Below are 16899 nucleotides of genomic sequence, written 5' to 3'. Positions count from 1 at the left end.
ATCCTCTTTCGGCAGGCCTTGTGGGCAGCAGTGTGGATGCCGTCAGGTTTGCGGCATCCACGTCCATTGGACCACCGACCAGGCCGGGAGGCAACCGTCAGTCCGCGGAGAGCGCCAGTGCGGCGTACTCGCCGCTCATCGGCGCGTATAGCGCCTCGAACTCGGCGAGCGACGGCACTCTTCCCCCGTCGACGACAGCGACGAGGCTGTCCAGATACCACTCCCAGCCGGGGCCGGTGTCGGGAAGCATCTCGGCGGCGACCTCGTGCTGGGTCAGCGCCAGGACCGTTCGACCGTCACGCGCGGTGAGCTCGGCCGTCAGGTGCCAACTGCCGTCGTCATCGGTGATGCTGACGGAGAGGACGTGCGGTGGCTCGCAGCGACGGATCGTCCATGGCGCGGCCGGCATCGTCTCCGGTTCGGCGTTCATCGTCACGGAGATCGATCCCGACGCCGGGTCTCCGCTCCAGGTGCCGAACCACCGGCTCAGCCGCTCGGAATCGACGATGCTCGCCCACACATCGTCGATCGAGGTCGTGAACTCGCGGACGAGCCGCACGGTGCGTCGCTCCTCATCGAATCGTCCTGTGATGGTCATGCGCTTTCCTCCTCGAGATCCGGAGACTTCGGTGCGGGCGTGCCACGTCTGCGATCCCGGGCAGCACGATGCGCCTCGGTGTCGAGGGCGTCGAGGTGCTGCGCGGAGATCGGCGGTCGGCGAGCTGCGAGAGCGTGAAGCAACTGGTGCACGGCGTCCAACGGCTCGACGTCGATCACGTAGTGCCGTTCACGCCCGCGGACCTCCGCGTGCACGAGGCCCACCTCGTCGAGGATGCGCAGGTGCTTGCTGATCGCCGGACGGGAGACGTCATGCTCTGCGGCGAGGTCGACGACGCGCGCCGGACCATTCGAGAGCCGCCGGAGCAGCTCCCGTCGGATCGGGTCAGCGATCGCTCCGAACACGTCCATGGACAGAAAGGTAACCTACTGGTTACCTTTCTGTCCACCCTGCCGAATCGAGATCACCGCTGCCGCTTCTCCCGCACGCGCATGTTGATGACGATCGGCGTGCCATCGAATTCGTACAGCTCGCGCAGGCGGCGCTGGATGAATCGGCGGTAGCCGGGGTCCAGGAAGCCGGTCGTGAACAGCACGAACGTCGGCGGACGCGTCGACGCCTGCGTTCCGAACAGGATGCGCGGCTGCTTGCCGCCACGCAGCGGGTGCGGGTGCTCTGCGACGAGCTCGGAGATGAAGGCGTTGAACTTGCCGGTCGGGATGCGACGATCCCAGTTCTCCAGCGCCGTCTCGAGAGCGGGAACCAGCTTGTCGAAGTGGCGGCCGGTCTTCGCGGAGATGTTCACGCGCGGCGCCCACGAGACGTGGGCGAGGTCCTGCTCGATCTCGCGCTCGAGGTAGCGGCGGCGGTCGGCGTTCTCGAGGTCGATGTCGTTCAGGCGATCCCACTTGTTGAACGCCAGCACGAGCGCCCGACCGGACTCGAGCACGAGGTCGATGATGCGCACGTCCTGCTCGCTGATCGTCTCCGAGACATCGAGCACGACCACGGCGACCTCTGCGCGCTCCAGTGCTGCAGAAGTGCGCAGCGAGGCGTAGAAGTCCGCACCCTGCGACAGGTGCACGCGCCGGCGGATGCCGGCGGTGTCGACCAGACGCCACAGCTTGCCGCCGAGTTCGACGACCGTGTCGACCGGGTCGCGGGTGGTTCCGGCCAGCTCGTTCACGACCACGCGCTCTTCGCCTGCCGCCTTGTTCAGCAGCGACGACTTTCCGACGTTCGGGCGACCGAGGATCGCGACCCGGCGGGGACCGCCGATCTCGTACTTCGCCACCGATGAGATGGATGGCAGCTTCTCGAGCACGGCATCCAGCAGGTCGGCCACACCGCGGCCGTGCACGGCCGAGGTCGGGTACGGCTGGCCGAGACCGAGGCTCCACAGGGAGGCGATCTCCGGCTCCTGACGAGCGTCGTCGATCTTGTTCGCCACGAGGAACACCGTCTTGCCGCTCTTGCGCAGCAGCTTCACGACGTGCTCGTCGGTCGACGTCGCACCGACCATCGCATCGACGACGAACAGCACCAGATCGGACAGGTCGATCGCGACCTCCGCCTGTGCCGCCACCGAACGGTCGATGCCCTTGGCGTCCGGCTCCCACCCGCCGGTGTCGACCAGCGAGAATCGACGATCGTTCCATTCGCCCTTGTACGTCACGCGGTCGCGCGTGACGCCGGGGGTGTCCTCCACGACGGCCTCGCGGCGGCCGAGGATGCGGTTCACGAGCGCGGACTTGCCCACGTTCGGACGCCCGACGATCGCGATCACCGGCAGGGCGGGCAGGAACTCGATCCCGCCCTCGCCCTGGGTGATGCCGGCCAGCAGCGCGGCATCGTCCTCATCCAGGTCGTAGTCGGCGAGCCCTGCGCGCAGAGCCTCAGCACGCTGTTCGGCGAGCTGCTCGTCGAGTTCGTCCATCTTCTCGGCGAGGCGGTCGGGACCGCCCTCGTATTCTTCTTCAGCGGCCATGTTCCGCTCCTTGCTTTCGTTCGATCACCGCGAGTACGGCATCGATGGTCTGTGGGAAATCGAGGTGCGTCGAATCGACGACCTCCACGCCTTCCGCGGCGTTGAGGAAATCGACGACGGCGCTGTCCGAGGCATCGCGCTTGTGCAGCGCCTCTGCCACGACTGCGGCGTTCTCACCGGCGAGTTCGCCGGCGCGTCTGGCTGCCCGCACCTCGGGGGCGGCAGTGAGGAGGATGCGCACCGGGGCGTCGGGGGCGACCACCGTGGTGATGTCGCGCCCTTCGACGACGACAGCGGGATACGCAGCCGACGCGACCAGTGAGCGGAAGAAGATGTTGACCTGCTCGCGCACGGCGGGCACGCGAGCGACACCGCTGACGGCCTCGGACACGCGCGGCTCCCGGATCGTCACGGTGATGTCGTTGTCACCGACCACGACGGTGCGATCATCGGGGTCGAGACCCAGACGAAGATCGAAATCGGATGCCGCGGCGAGCACCGCGTCCGCGTCATTCGTGTCTGCCCCGCGGTCGAGGACGTGCCAGGCCAGCGCGCGATACGCGGCACCGGTGTCGAGGTAGCCGTAGCCGCGCGAACGGGCCACTTCCTTCGACACGCTCGACTTGCCCGACCCCGCCGGCCCGTCGATCGCGATGAATTTGGCTGCTCCGGCCAACCCTTCGACAGGCTCAGGGAGCGATGCGGTGGTCGAAGGGTCACTCATTGGTCGCTCCTGCAATCCGCCATCCGCGCTCCTGCAGTCCGTCGATCGCGCCGCGCAGCGCGGCAGGGGCCACGCTGATCTCCGCGAGTCCGAACTGTGCGCCCGGCGAATGCTCCAGGCGCAGGTCTTCCACGTTCACTCCGAGCTCGCCGAGTTCGCCGAACAGGCGGCCGAGCTGACCGGCCGTGTCGTCGACCATGACGACGAGCTGCTCGAATCTGCGGTTCTGCCCGTGCTTTCCCGGCAGACGCTCCACGCCGTCGTTGCCCTGGCGGATCGCCTCGGCGACCACTCGTCTGGCACCCGGCTCAGCAGGGGCGCGCAGCGCATCCGACACCTCACGCAGGTCGTCGGCGAGTGCATCGAGGATCGCCACGACCGGCTGCGCGTTGGCTCCGAGGATCTGCACCCACAGTTCGGGGGCGGATGCCGCGATGCGCGTCGTGTCGCGCACGCCCTGCCCCGCGAGCCGAAGCGCGCCCTCATCCGCCGTCGCGAATCGTCCGGCGAGCAGGCTGGCCACGACCTGCGGCACGTGCGAGGTGAGCGCGACAGAGCTGTCGTGCTCCTCAGGTGTCATCTCCAGCGGCATCGCACCCACATCGAGTGCGAGTGCTTCCACCAGTGCGAGGTCGGCCGGGCGGGTCTGCTCGTCACGGCAGACGACCCAGGGCCGCCCGATGAACAGGTCGGCACGCGCCGAGATCGCTCCGCCGCGCTCTCGTCCGGCGAGCGGGTGAGAACCGATGTACCGGGTGACGTCGATGCCGCGTTCCTTCAGCGCACGGAACGGCTCGAGCTTGACGCTCGCGACATCGGTGACGACGGCATCCGGAAAGCGATCCAGCTCGGCCGCGACGACGTCAGCGGTCACGTCGGGCGGCACGGACACCACGATCAGTGCCGGCGCGTCATCGCCCTGCGCAGCGCGTCCGGCGCCGTAGTCGATCGCGAGGCGCAGCTGGGCCGGCGATGTGTCGGACAGCACGACGTCGATGCCCTTGGCGCGCAGGGCGAGTCCGATGCTCGCGCCGAGAAGGCCAGCGCCGACGATGCGGACCGTCCCCAAGAGCCGCGGCGCGATGCCGCTGCCATTGGTTCTGGCCGTGTCGCTCACTCGGTCTCCTGGGCGTCTCCCGGCGTAGCGTCCGCAGGGGAATCGTGGCGCGCGAGAGTCAACAGCGCACCACGTTCGATTTTACTCAGTTCTCGGGTCTTCCCCGCAGGGAGCGTTCCCAGGTGGAGCGGGCCGAACTGCCGGCGCACGAGTTCAGTCACCGGGTGACCCACCGCGGCCATCATCCGGCGCACGATCCGGTTGCGCCCGGAGTGCAGGGTGAGCTCGACGAGGCTGGCCGGTTTTCCGGTCGCTGAGCCTGTCGAAGCGTCGAGCAGGCGCGCCTTGTCGGCCTTGATGAAGCCGTCGTCGAGGTCGAAGCCCGTGGTGAGCTTCTGGATCGTCTGCGCGGTGACGACGCCTTCGACCTTGGCGATGTAGACCTTGGTGACGCCGAACGACGGATGCGCGAGTACGTGCGCGAGTTCGCCGTCGTTGGTGAGGATGAGCAGGCCGCTGGTCTCGGCATCCAACCGGCCGACGTTGTACAGGCGCTCTTCCCAGTCCTCCGTGAACCGGCGCAGATCAGGGCGACCGTTCTCGTCCTTCATGGTGCTGACCACGCCGGTCGGCTTGTTCAGCATGACGTAGCGCTTGGAGACGTCGAGCTGGATCGCCGTTCCGTCAACGTCGACCAGGTCGGTCTCGGGGTCGATACGGCGGCCGAGCTCCTCCACGACCACGCCGTTGACGCGGATGCGCCCCTCGACGATGTACTGCTCGACCACGCGGCGGGATGCGACGCCGGCCGCGGCGAGCACCTTCTGCAGTCGAACGCCTTCGGGCGGGGTGGCTGACCCTTCGACGGGTTCAGGGATCGGAATACTGTTCATCTGATGGTTCCTTCGTCGAAGCCGTCTGCACCGTCGTCGAGCAGCGGGGAGATCGGGGGCAGCTCGTCGAGCGAGTTGATGCCGAGGTTCTGCAGCAGCGCGTCTGTCGTGCCGTAGTTGATCGCGCCGGTCTCGGAGTCGGCGAACAGTTCGGTGACGAGTCCGCGTGCGAGCAGGGTACGCACGACGGAGTCGACGTTCACGGCCCTGATCGATGCCACCTGGCTGCGGGTGACCGGCTGCTTGTAGGCGATCACCGCGAGCGTCTCGAGCGCCGCCTGTGAAAGCCGTGCCGGCGCCTGCCCGCCGACGAAGTCCGCGACGAGGGCGTCGTGATCGTCGCGCACGTACAGCCGCCAGCCTCCGCCGACCTCACGCAGCTCGAATCCACGGCGCGGGCCGTGGCCGTTGCCGTCGTAATCGTCGACCAGCGTTTCGATCGCCTGCCGTACGGCGGGAACGGGCGCTCCGACAGCCGTGGCGAGGGCGACCAGGCCGAGCGGCTCGTCGATGATCAGCAGGATGGCTTCGAGCTTCTCGGTCAGCGGTGTCGTCTCGCGCGTTTCGACAGGCTCAGGGAACGAGCTGTCGGTCACTGAGCCCGTCGAAGTGTCATCGGTCATAGTCGGCTCCCAGGCTTGCGAGTGTCTCGTCCGACCAGGAGTCGGCTGCCCAGCGCAGCGTCAGCTCTCCGAGCGGTTCCAGTTGTTCGAAGGACAGCGCTGCATGGCGGTAGAGCTCGAGCACTGAGATGAACCGTGCGACCACGATGCCGGGCTCAGTCGAGCCGGCGATCAGCTCACGGAAGGTCAAGGATTCGGCGCTGCGCAGCAGCGTCACCACGATCGCCGCCTGCTCCCGGATGCTGACCAGCGGCGCATGCAGATGGTCGAGGCCCACATTGGGGATCTCCTTGGGCGCGAACGCGAGCAGCGCGATGGCCGCGAAGTCGTCCACGCTCAGGGTCCACACCAGCTCCGGCGTCCGCGCTCGATGCTTCTCGTCCAGGCGCACGGCCCGCACATGGCGTCGGTCCTCGCGCTGCAGGCAGCGGGCGAACCAGGTGGAGACCTCCTTGAACGCGCGGTACTGCAGAAGACGCGCGAACAGCAGATCCCGTGCTTCGAGCAGCGCGACGGCCTCGGCGTCGACGAGCTCGCCCTGCGGCAGGAGACCCGCCACCTTCATGTCGAGCAGGGTCGCTGCGACCACGAGGAACTCGGATGCCTGATCGAGCTCCTGAGCGTCGCCGTCGATCTCCTTCAGATACGCGATGAACTCGTTCGTGACCGCGCTGAGCGACACCTCGGTGATGTCCATCTCGTGCTTCGAGATGAGGTTCAACAGAAGGTCGAACGGGCCGTCGAAGTTCGTCAGCGAGACGCGGAACCCTTCGACAGGCTCAGGGACCGCTTCGACAGGCTCAGGGACCGCTTCGACAGGCTCAGGGACCGGCTCGACAGGCTCAGGGACCGCTTCTGATTCGCTCGCTGAGCTTGTCGAAGCGTCGGGCGATCCTTCGCTAAGCGACGGCGCCACGGGCGACCAGCTCCCGCGCCAGTCGCAGGTACGCCTGTGCGGCGGCATGCTCCGGCGCGAACTCGGTGATGGGAACCCCTGACACCGATGCGTCGGGGAACTTCACGGTGCGTCCGATCACGGTCTCCAGCACGTCATCGCCGAACGTCTCCACGACCCGCTCCAGCACCTCTCTCGAGTGCAGGGTGCGCGAGTCGTACATCGTCGCGAGGAGCCCGTCGAGGGTGATCCCGGGGTTCAACCGGTCACGCACCTTCTCGATCGTCTCGATGAGCAGCGCCACTCCGCGGAGCGCGAAGAACTCGCACTCCAGTGGAATGAGCACGCCGTGGCTTGCAGTGAGGGCGTTCACGGTGAGCAGCCCGAGCGAGGGCTGGCAGTCGATCAGGATGACGTCGTACTCCCCCGCGACCTGTCGCAGCACACGCGCCAGGATCGTCTCACGGGCGACCTCGTTGACCAGGTGGACCTCGGCGGCCGACAGATCGATGTTCGCCGGCAGGACGTCGAGCCCCTCCACACCGCTGGGCACGATCACCTCATGCACGTCGCGCTTCGTGTCCAGCAGCAGATCGTAGATCGTCGGCACGTCGTGCGTCTGGATGCCGAGACCGGCCGAGAGCGCACCCTGAGGGTCGAAGTCGACCGCGAGAACCTTGCGGCCGTATTCGGCGAGAGCTGCGGCGAGATTGATCGACGTGGTCGTCTTGCCGACGCCGCCCTTCTGGTTGCACAGTGCGATGATGCGCGCGGGGCCATGGGCATCGAGCGGAGTGGGCGTCGGGAAGCCGTGATACGGACGCCCGGTGGGTCCCATCGGAGTGTCGCCGACGTTCGACGTCTTTCCCTTGGACTTCGCCACTTTCTGAGCCACCGATTCTCCTGCTTCCCTCATGCTTGCTCGATTCTAGCGATTCACGTATGGGTACGCCGGGTGCGGCCTCGGCGATCCCGCGGAATCGTGCGCCCTCAGCGCGCGCGGGGATGCGAGGTGGCGTAGATGTCGCGGAGCGTGTCGACCGACACGTGGGTGTAGATCTGCGTGGTGGCGACGGATGCATGCCCGAGCAGCTCCTGCACCACGCGCACGTCGGCGCCGCCCTGCAGCAGATGTGTGGCGAACGAATGACGCAGCGTGTGCGGAGACACCTCCGAGCTGACGTGCGAGGCCTCTGCGGCCGCGCGGATCACCAGCCACGCGCTCTGGCGTGACAGCGGTGCACCGCGAGCGCCGAGGAACAGCCGCGCCGATGCCTTGCCCTTCGCTGCGAGTGCGGGCCGCACGCGGGTGAGGTACGCGTCCACGGCATCGCGCGCGAAGGAGCCGATCGGCACGATGCGCTCCTTGGATCCCTTGCCGCGCAGGCGCAGCACGTCTCCGTGCGCGAGGTCGTCGACGTCCAGACCGACCGCCTCCGAGACTCGAGCGCCGGTCGCGTAGAGCAGCTCGAGCAGTGCGCGGTCGCGGATGCCGATGGGCTCCTCCGCAGAGGGAGCCGTCAGCAGCCGCTCGACCTGATCGATCGTGAGCGCCTTCGGCAGTCGCTGCGGCATCTTCGGCGGGCGCAGCCTGCCGGTCGGATCCTCCGGTTCGATGCCCTCGCGCACCAGGAAACGATGCAGCCCGCGCACGGATGACTGCAGCCTTGCGAGGCTCGTCGCCGCCGGAGGCGGAATGATGCTCGAACGGTCGGTGATGAACCGGCTCACGATCGCGCCGGTCACCGCAGCGGTGTCATCGATGCCTGCCTCGGTCAGCCAGTCGAGGTACACATCGAGATCACGACGGTATGCCCCGACCGTGTGCTCGGAAAGGCCGCGCTCGATCGTGACGTGCCTGAGGTACGCGTCGATCGCGCGATCCAGGCGCATGATCAGTCCCGCAGTCTCCGCTCGGCCGCGAGCACGCCGAGTGAGAGGATGCCGTTGCGAAGGCGACCTTCGAGCACGGCGTCGACCGCATCCGAGAGCGGCACCCACTCCAACCGGATATCGGCCTCCTCGTCTTCACGTGCGTAGACAGCGGGTGCAGCGGCGACGCCGGTGGCGAGGTAGATGCGGATCAACTCGCTGTTGCCGCCTGGGGTCGTCCAGGTCGAGACGAGCAGCTCCCAGTCGCGCGCGACGAGGTCGGCCTCCTCGGCCAGCTCGCGCTGCGCGGCGACCATCGGGTCCTCCCCCTCGATGTCGAGGAGTCCGGCCGGCAGCTCCCAGTCGCGGTGGCGGATCGGATGCCGGTACTGCTGGATCAGCAGCACCCGGCCGTCGTCGTCGAGGGCGAGCACCGCAACCGCTCCGGTGTGATCGACGTACTCGCGGATGATCTCTCGGTCGCCGTACGCGACGAGGTCGGAACGCACGTCCCACACCCAGCCCTTGTAGACGACGTCGCTGCTCACGACCTCCGGCTCGAACGGCTCGTCACGCAGCTCTTGCACTTCGACGGGCTCAGTGAGCGAGCGGGACCGATCAGTCATCGGCCGAGACATCGAACAGCTCGCTGGAGCGGTGCCGCTCGATCGCAGCGCCGATCAGCCCACGAAACAGCGGATGCGGGGCGGTCGGGCGCGAGCGCAGCTCGGGGTGGGCCTGCGTCGCGATGTAGTACGGGTGCACGTCGCGGGGCAGCTCCACGTACTCGACGAGGTCGAGATCGGGGTTGAGGCCCGAGAACACGAGTCCGGCGGCCGACAGGCGGTCGCGGTAGGCGTTGTTGACCTCATAGCGGTGACGGTGGCGCTCTGACGCCTGCGCCGTGCCGTACAGCTCACGGGCCAGCGTCCCCTCGCCGAGCTCCGCCTCGTACAGGCCGAGGCGCATGGTGCCGCCGAGGTCGCCGCCGTCGAGGATCTCGACCTGCTCGGCCATCGTCGCGATGACGGGCTCGGATGTCTCAGGGTCGAACTCGCTCGAGGAGGCCCCGGCGATGCCGGCGATGTTGCGGCCGTACTCGATGACCATGCACTGCAGGCCCAGGCACAGGCCGAGTGTGGGGATGCCCTGTTCGCGGGCGAACTTCAGCGCGCCGAGCTTGCCCTCGATGCCACGGATGCCGAACCCACCGGGCACGCAGATGCCGTCGACGTCGGACAGCGCCTTGGCCGCGCCCTCCGGCGTCTCACAGGAGTCCGAGGGGATCCAGCGGATCTTCACGTGGGTCTCCTGTGCGAAGCCACCGGCGCGCAGCGCCTCTGTGACGGAGAGATACGCGTCCGGAAGGTCGATGTACTTGCCGACCAGGCCGATCGTGACCTCGTGCTTCGGGTTGTGGACGGCGTCGAGCACCTTCTGCCAACGAGTCCAGTCGACCTCGGGCGCTGCTTTCTCGTCCAGGCCGAGCCGACGCACGATGTAGGAGTCGAGGCCCTGGTCGTTCAGCGTCGACGGGATGTCGTAGATGCTGGGCAGGTCGACGGTGTTGATGACGCCCTCGACGTCGACGTCGCACATCAGGGCGATCTTGTTGCGGTTGCTCTCGCTGACGGGACGGTCGCTGCGCAGCACCAGTGCGTCCGGCTGGATGCCGACCTGACGGAGAGCTGCGACGGAGTGCTGCGTCGGCTTGGTCTTCTGCTCCCCCGAGGCGCCCATGAACGGCACGAGTGACACGTGCACGAAGAACACGCTGTCGCGACCGAGTTCGTGGCGCAGCTGACGCGCCGACTCCAGGAAGGGCTGCGACTCGATGTCGCCGACCGTACCGCCGACCTCGGTGATGATGACATCCGGCTTCGGGGTCTCTCCCGCCTGCAGACGCATGCGACGCTTGATCTCGTCGGTGATGTGCGGGATGACCTGCACAGTGTCGCCGAGGTACTCGCCGCGGCGCTCGCGCGCGATCACCTGCGAGTAGATCTGGCCAGTGGTGACGTTGGCGGCCTGCGACAGGTTGATGTCGAGGAAACGCTCGTAGTGGCCGATGTCGAGGTCGGTCTCCGCGCCGTCATCGGTGACGAACACCTCGCCGTGCTGGAACGGGTTCATGGTGCCAGGGTCGACGTTCAGATAAGGGTCGAGCTTCTGCATCACGACGCGCAATCCGCGTGCGGTGAGCAGGTTTCCCAGGCTGGCGGCTGTGAGCCCCTTACCCAAAGACGAAACGACACCACCGGTCACAAAGATGTGCTTGGTCGTGTCGTTCTTGGGCCCCGCGTCAGAAGAGTTCATCACGGGCTTCGATCCTAACAGTTCGCTCAGACCGCAAGGCTGAGAAGTTCTCGGGCATGGGTGATCGCGGCATCCGAATCGGTGAGCCCAGACAGCAGCCGCGCCATCTCCGCCTCCCGGTCCTCCCCCTCCAGACGCCGCACGCTGGACGCGGTGACCGCGCCGTCATTGGCTTTCACGACGGAGAGATGGTTGGAGGCGAAGGCCGCCACCTGCGCGAGGTGGGTCACCGCGATGACTTGCGACGTCTCTGCAAGCCGGGCGAGTCGCCGTCCCACTTCGATGGCTGCGGCGCCGCCGATTCCGGCATCCACTTCATCGAAGACGAACGTCGGAACCGGGTCGGTTCCGGCGATCACGACCTCGATCGCGAGCATCACGCGCGAGAGTTCACCACCCGACGCGCTCTTCGCGACCGAGCGCGGTTCGGCGCCCGGGTGCGGTGCGAGCAGGATCGCGATGTCGTCACGGCCATGCGTGCTCTCGCCGCCATCACGGACTGCGACTTCGAGGCGGGCGTCCGGCATGGCCAGTGCGTGCAGTTCGTCGGTCACGGCGGCGCCGAGGCGCCCTGCAGCCTCGGTGCGCGCGGAGGTCAGCGCCGCTGCGGCGTCGTCGAGCGCTGCCCGTGCGACGTCGCGCTCGGCCTGCAGGCGTTCCAGTCGATCACCGTCGTCATCGAGCTCGGCGAGCCGCGCAGAACCCGTCTGCCACAGCTCGAGCGCCTCGTCCAGAGAGCCGTGCGAGCGGATAAGCGTGGTCAGGGCCGCGCGTCGCTCCTCGACCGCAGCGAGCTCGTGAGGCCCTGTCTCGTCGAGGTCGGCGAGGTATGCCGAGAGCTGCCCTGCGAGATCCGCGATGCGGTAGCCGACGTCGGCGATCCCTTCGGAGATCTCAGCGAGCGCCGGATCCGCCGCGCGCTCGAGGTTGCGTCGTGCTTCGGCGACGAGTGCTGACGCGTCGGTATCGCCCTCCTCGCTGGAGAGCGCGTTGTGAGCGAGGGATGCCGCGAGCCTGAGATCCTCGGCATTCGCGAGCCGTTCGGCCCGCTCAGCGAGCGCGAGGTCCTCCCCCGGTTCCGGCGCGGTCGCCTCGATCAGTGTCAGCGCTTCGCGCAGTCGCTGCGCTTCCTCGGCTCGGCGATCACGGTTCTCGGCGATCTCGGTGATCTCGGCATCCAGCTCGCGCCAGCGCGTGAACGAGGCCGTGTAGGTCTCGAGAGCACCTGCGATCGGCGCGCCGCCGAAACGGTCCAGCGCGTCGCGCTGGGCAGCCGTCGAACGGAGCCGCAGCTGCTCGGACTGCCCGTGCACGACCACCAGTTCGTCGGCGAGGGCGGAGAGCACGCCCGCCGGCGCCGCTCGTCCGCCGACGCTGGCGCGGCTACGCCCCTCGGCGCTCAGCGTGCGAGACACGTACAACTCGCCCCTGCCGTCGTCGAGAGGCTCCAGGTCGCCGCCGGCATCCGACACGATCTCCGCCACCACGCCGTGGTCCGGCACGACCCACACGCCGGCGACGGAGGCCTGCGCCGACCCCGCGCGCACAGCGCCGGAATCCGCCCGCTGTCCGAGCAGCAGACCCAGCCCCGTGACGACCATGGTCTTGCCTGCGCCGGTTTCACCGGTGATCGCGGTGAACCCTGGGCCGAGTGGCAGCACGGCGTCGGCGATGACGCCGAGTCCCTGCATCCGCATCTCCTCGATCACGCCGGCGATCCCCCGTCCTGCCCCCGCCATCCTGCGACGGGCAGCTGGAACTTGCGCACCAGTCGCTCGGTGAACGCCGTCGGGTGCAGTCGGGCGAGGCGCACCGGGCGCGACGAACGACGAGCGACCACACGCGCGCCGGGAGGAAGATCATGTGAACGCCGGCCGTCGCACCAGAGGATGCCGGTGCCAGAGGTGCGCTCGAGCATCTCGATCGCGACCGACGCGTCAGGGCTGACGACGAGCGGGCGGGCGAACAGTGCGTGTGCAGACAGCGGGATCACGGCGATGGCCTCGACGCTCGGCCAGATCACCGGTCCGCCTGCGGAGAAGTTGTACGCGGTGGAGCCGGTCGGCGTGGAGATGACCATGCCGTCGCAGCCGTAGCTGGACAGCGGGCGACCGTCGATCTCGACGACGACCTCGATCATGCGCTCGCGGCTCGCCTTCTCGACGGTGGCCTCGTTCAGCGCCCATGTCTCGAAGACGACCTTGCCGGCAGCATCCTTGACACGCACGGCGAGGGCAAGGCGCTCCTCGACCGCGTAGTCGCGCGCGATGACGCGCTCCACGGCATCGTCCATGGCGTCTCGTTCGATCTCGGCGAGGAAGCCGACATGGCCCATGTTTATGCCGAGCACCGGCGCGCTGTTCGTGCCGCGCACGAGTTCGGCAGCACGAAGAATCGTGCCGTCGCCGCCGAGGACGATCGCGAGTTCCAGGTCATCCACTGCGACGTCGTCGCCCAGTGCGTCGACGTCGCTGAAGTCCCCGTCGACGGCGGACAGCTCGGCGCGATCGTCCGGTGAGAGCACCGGCCTCGCCCCCGCGTTGCGAAGAAGTTCGATGACGCGACGGGCGGCTGCGACGGTGTCGTCTCGGCCCGCATGAGCGACGACCAGAATATTGCGCTCGTTCATCGTCCTCCCGCCAGTTCGTCGATACGCTCTCTCCATTGTGTCGGATTGCTCCCACGGCCGGGCGCCATGTGGACCAGGAATTCCGCGTTCCCGTGCGTGCCGAGGATCGGCGATGCGATGATCCCGAGCATGCCGAATCCGGCATCCCACCCGTTCCAGACGACGCGGGCGACGGCATCCGCTCGAGTGGCGGGATCGGTGACCAAACCGCCGCGCACGGCGGTGCGGCCGACCTCGAACTGCGGCTTGACGAGCAGGACGATATCGGAATCGGATGCCGCGACAGCTGCGACTGCGGGCATGACGAGCTCGAGCGAGATGAACGACAGGTCTCCGACGATGAGCTCCGGGACGTCCGGCTCCCCTGTTGCCTCGGAGAGGCTCTCACCCGTCATGTGCCGCACGTTGAATCCCTCGACGTGGACGACGGCGGGATCCTCTGCGATGGATGCTGCGAGCTGATCGTGCCCGACGTCGACGGCGAGCACCTTGCGCGCTCCGCGCTCGAGGAGCACCTGGGTGAACCCGCCGGTGGACGCTCCCATATCGAGTGCGAGACGTCCGTTGACGACGACCTCGAACGCATCGAGGGCGGCGATGAGCTTCTGCGCTCCTCGACTCACGTAGTGATCGCTCTCGGCGAGCGTGATCACGGCCTCGTCGCCCACTGAGGTCGAGGCCTTGATGATCGGGCGACCGTCGACGCTCACGACGCCCGCGGCGATGAGGGTGGCGGCGTGCGAGCGTGAACGTGCGAGTCCTCGAGCGGCGAGGGCAGCGTCGAGGCGCGTCACCGGTCTCCAGACGAGTTCTTGCCGGTGCTATTCACCGTGTTCTTCTCACCGGCATCGAACCTGGTGCCGCTCTCGAGCCGGCGGAACAGCTCGTCGTGCAGAGTCGAGTACGCATCGGCCCGGTCGGCCAGCGGCTGGCCCTCGATCAGGCGCAGGCGGCTCCACAGACCGTCGGTCGGCGTCGCAGTCGTCTCATCGCTCACGGTTCCACTCTACGGCGCGGCTCCGACGTGCTCGGTGAGGCACGGCGAACGGTCCGCTCATGGACGATGGAACGGATCCTCATACAGCTTCTCGGGGACGCGGAGGACGAAGACGGGCGTGCCGGAATCCCAGATCGCGGTCGCGCCGGCCCGCACGAGATCGATCTGCCGCGAACCCTCGGAGAGGATCTCGACGTCTCCCCCGACGACGCGCACCGATGCACCGTTCACGATGACGGCACCGTCCTTGCGCTCCGTCTGCGGATACGGCTCGTGCAGTTCACGCAGGTCGCTGAGGATGTACGTGGGCCTGGAGCCCTCAGGTGCTGCGAGCACGTGCTTGGGCCGGTCGATTCCGGTGAGCACCAGCACGGAGTCGATGCCGACGCGCGCAGCGCCCATGATGTCGGTGTCGAGGCGGTCGCCGATGAACAGCGTCTTGGTCGCGCCGAAGCGCGCGATCGCCTCTTCGAAGATCGGAACCTCCGGCTTGCCAGCCACGGTGGCGAGCCGCCCGACAGCGGTGTGCACGGCGGAGACGAGCGTGCCGTTGCCCGGCGCGACACCGCGCGCTTGAGGGATCGTCCAGTCGCTGTTGGTGGCGATCCAGGGGATGCCGCCTTCTTCCTCTGGCACCTTCAGCGCGAAGGCCGCCTCTGCCAGGTCGGTCCACGCGACCTCGGGGGCAAAGCCCTGCACGACAGCGTCCGGGCCGTCTTCGGCGCTGCGGGTGACCGTGTACCCGGCCTTCTCCGCCTCGACGACGAGCCCCTCCCCGCCCACGATGAGCAGCGTCGCAGGGGCGGGCAGGATGGACGCGAGCAGGCGCATGGCCGCTTGGGGACTGGTGACGACCTCGTTCGCCTCGACGGTCAGACCGAGTGAGGTGAGGTGCTCGGCGACGGATGCATCGGTGCGGGATGCGTTGTTCGTGATGTAGCCGACCCGTCGGGTCTTCGCGACCTCGTTGAGGCTTTCCACGGCATGCGGCAGCGCGCCGGGTCCGGCGTATACGACACCGTCGAGATCAGCGAGAACGACGTCGACGCCATCGAGCGGAGTCGGGCGCGACGCAGCAGGATGAGACCGTGAGAAGAGTCCCACTCAGGACTCCTCGCTCTCGATCAGGCCGTCCTCCACGAAGATCTCGTCTTCGTCGTCGCCTCCCATACCCAGCGCATCGGCGGCGACATCGGCGCGTTCCGCCCAGAATGCCGCTTCGTCGTCACGACCGAGGTCCTCGAGCACGGCGGCGTGGGCGGCGAACAGCGCAGGACTCCACTCGAAAGCACGATCGGGGTCGAGCTCGGGGATCTGCAGCTCGCCCAGAGCGAGCTCGGTGTCGCCGAGATCGAGACGTGCGCCCGACATCGCGATCGCGAGAGCGACGCGCACGGGCGTGGGGAGCTTCGAACGATCCGCAGCGCGGCCGGTCTCGAGGGCTCGGTCAGGACGCCCGATGCCACGCTCGCTGTCGACCATCAGCGCGATCTGGTCATCCTTGCCCGAGATGCGGCGATACGTGCGCAGCTCGCGCAGTGCCAGGGCGAAATCACCGGTCGCGTACGCGGTGATGCCGAGCGATTCGCGGACGATGGCGATGCGGCCGGCGCGACGGGATGCCGCGAGGGCATGCTGGTGAGCGAGAGCAGGATCCTCGTCGATGAGCTTGGCCGCCATCGCGAGATGCCGTGCGACCTCATCGGCGTTCTCCTTGCTCAGCGTCTTCAACTCGTTGCGCGCCGAGGAATGCAGATCGTTGGGCGTGATGTCCTCGGGGATCGCGGGGTCATCGTGGCGCGGACGGTCATCGTTCTGGCGGTCCGGCCGGTCACGACCGGTGCCAGCACGCTGCGGGAATCCGCGGCCGCCGGAGCTGCGGTCATCCCGACGAGGTGCACCGTCGCGGCCCTGGTAGCCGCCTTCGCGCTTCTGGTGGCCGCCTTCGCGGCGATCACCCTCACGACGAGGGGCTGCACCGTCGCGCTTGACGTACCCGCCCTCACGACGGGGGGCTGCGCCGTCACGACGGGGCGCGCCGGCGCCGTCACGACGGGCTGCGCCGTCCCGTCGGGGTGCACCGGAGCTGTCCCGTCGGGGTGCGCTGTCCCGTCGGGGTGCGCTGTCACGGCGCGGAGCGCCGGAACCTCCTGAGGAAGCCGAGCGATCAGTGCGCGGAGGCCGGCCCTGACGATCGTTTCGTCGGGCACTGGAGTCGTCGTCGCGTCGCGGTCGACGCTCATCCTCATTCGGCATGATCTGATTCTCTCCACTTCCTGGTGAACGCAAAATGGCCACCCTGCGTTGGGTGGCCATTTTGTTTCTTCTAAGAGAAGTTCGGCGGTGT

The 16899-nt window shown here is 67.9% G+C and carries 18 protein-coding genes; all 18 read right to left on the bottom strand.

The features are described 5' to 3' along the window. Positions 1 to 97 precede the first annotated feature (97 nt). Entirely contained in the window at positions 98 to 598 is a 501-nt protein-coding gene (locus JF52_RS0114840; protein WP_033107399.1) for an SRPBCC family protein, read from the bottom strand. After that, a complete protein-coding gene (locus tag JF52_RS0114835; protein ID WP_033107398.1) occupies positions 595 to 969 on the bottom strand; it encodes an ArsR/SmtB family transcription factor in 375 nt (124 codons plus the stop codon). The genes JF52_RS0114840 and JF52_RS0114835 overlap by 4 nt, the downstream gene beginning before the upstream one ends. Before the next feature lie 53 nt (positions 970 to 1022). Then, the gene (der, locus tag JF52_RS0114830) at positions 1023 to 2546 is read right to left on the bottom strand and encodes a ribosome biogenesis GTPase Der (RefSeq protein WP_033107397.1); all 1524 of its coding nucleotides are present in this window, start codon (positions 2544 to 2546) and stop codon (positions 1023 to 1025) included. After that, positions 2536 to 3270 (bottom strand): (d)CMP kinase, encoded by a 735-nt coding sequence (cmk, locus tag JF52_RS0114825; protein ID WP_084595893.1) that lies wholly within the window; start codon positions 3268 to 3270, stop codon positions 2536 to 2538. Before cmk ends, der begins: the two co-directional genes overlap by 11 nt. Continuing rightward, entirely contained in the window at positions 3263 to 4387 is a 1125-nt protein-coding gene (locus JF52_RS0114820; protein WP_052167093.1) for a prephenate dehydrogenase, read from the bottom strand. Before JF52_RS0114820 ends, cmk begins: the two co-directional genes overlap by 8 nt. Next, complete coding sequence (locus JF52_RS0114815) at positions 4384 to 5220, bottom strand: pseudouridine synthase (protein WP_052167092.1); 837 nt, start codon at positions 5218 to 5220, stop codon at positions 4384 to 4386. Before JF52_RS0114815 ends, JF52_RS0114820 begins: the two co-directional genes overlap by 4 nt. After that, a complete protein-coding gene (gene scpB / locus JF52_RS0114810) occupies positions 5217 to 5843 on the bottom strand; it encodes an SMC-Scp complex subunit ScpB (RefSeq protein ID WP_033107396.1) in 627 nt (208 codons plus the stop codon). Before scpB ends, JF52_RS0114815 begins: the two co-directional genes overlap by 4 nt. Then, positions 5833 to 6759 (bottom strand): segregation and condensation protein A, encoded by a 927-nt coding sequence (locus JF52_RS0114805; RefSeq protein WP_033107395.1) that lies wholly within the window; start codon positions 6757 to 6759, stop codon positions 5833 to 5835. The genes scpB and JF52_RS0114805 overlap by 11 nt, the downstream gene beginning before the upstream one ends. Further along, complete coding sequence (locus JF52_RS0114800; RefSeq protein WP_052167131.1) at positions 6743 to 7576, bottom strand: ParA family protein; 834 nt, start codon at positions 7574 to 7576, stop codon at positions 6743 to 6745. The genes JF52_RS0114805 and JF52_RS0114800 overlap by 17 nt, the downstream gene beginning before the upstream one ends. A gap of 152 nt (positions 7577 to 7728) precedes the next feature. Beyond that, positions 7729 to 8631 (bottom strand): site-specific tyrosine recombinase XerD, encoded by a 903-nt coding sequence (gene xerD, locus JF52_RS0114795; protein ID WP_033107394.1) that lies wholly within the window; start codon positions 8629 to 8631, stop codon positions 7729 to 7731. A 2-nt stretch (positions 8632 to 8633) separates the two neighbouring features. Next, positions 8634 to 9236, bottom strand: a complete 603-nt coding sequence (locus JF52_RS0114790) for an NUDIX domain-containing protein (RefSeq protein ID WP_033107393.1) — start codon at positions 9234 to 9236, stop codon at positions 8634 to 8636. Continuing rightward, entirely contained in the window at positions 9229 to 10926 is a 1698-nt protein-coding gene (locus tag JF52_RS0114785) for a CTP synthase (RefSeq protein ID WP_033107392.1), read from the bottom strand. Before JF52_RS0114785 ends, JF52_RS0114790 begins: the two co-directional genes overlap by 8 nt. 26 nt (positions 10927 to 10952) lie before the next feature. Beyond that, positions 10953 to 12635 carry a DNA repair protein RecN gene (recN, locus tag JF52_RS0114780; protein ID WP_033107578.1) on the bottom strand — a complete coding sequence of 561 codons (1683 nt, stop codon included), beginning with the start codon at positions 12633 to 12635 and terminating at the stop codon, positions 10953 to 10955. Continuing rightward, the gene (locus tag JF52_RS0114775; RefSeq protein WP_033107391.1) at positions 12632 to 13555 is read right to left on the bottom strand and encodes an NAD kinase; all 924 of its coding nucleotides are present in this window, start codon (positions 13553 to 13555) and stop codon (positions 12632 to 12634) included. The genes recN and JF52_RS0114775 overlap by 4 nt, the downstream gene beginning before the upstream one ends. Then, positions 13552 to 14349: a TlyA family RNA methyltransferase gene (locus JF52_RS0114770; protein WP_033107390.1), complete on the bottom strand. Its 798-nt coding sequence runs from the start codon at positions 14347 to 14349 to the stop codon at positions 13552 to 13554. Before JF52_RS0114770 ends, JF52_RS0114775 begins: the two co-directional genes overlap by 4 nt. Next, the gene (locus tag JF52_RS0114765) at positions 14346 to 14552 is read right to left on the bottom strand and encodes a hypothetical protein (RefSeq protein ID WP_033107389.1); all 207 of its coding nucleotides are present in this window, start codon (positions 14550 to 14552) and stop codon (positions 14346 to 14348) included. Before JF52_RS0114765 ends, JF52_RS0114770 begins: the two co-directional genes overlap by 4 nt. A gap of 57 nt (positions 14553 to 14609) precedes the next feature. Further along, positions 14610 to 15656 (bottom strand): HAD-IIA family hydrolase, encoded by a 1047-nt coding sequence (locus tag JF52_RS0114760; protein ID WP_033107388.1) that lies wholly within the window; start codon positions 15654 to 15656, stop codon positions 14610 to 14612. Beyond that, positions 15657 to 16808 carry a hypothetical protein gene (locus JF52_RS17875; protein ID WP_235272468.1) on the bottom strand — a complete coding sequence of 384 codons (1152 nt, stop codon included), beginning with the start codon at positions 16806 to 16808 and terminating at the stop codon, positions 15657 to 15659. Between the last annotated feature and the right edge of the window lie 91 nt (positions 16809 to 16899).

The organism is Microbacterium profundi (genome assembly GCF_000763375.1).
Taxonomy (GTDB): domain Bacteria; phylum Actinomycetota; class Actinomycetes; order Actinomycetales; family Microbacteriaceae; genus Microbacterium; species Microbacterium profundi.
The sequence above is the reverse complement of the archived record's forward strand: the minus strand, read 5'-3'. Positions and strand labels throughout refer to the sequence as shown.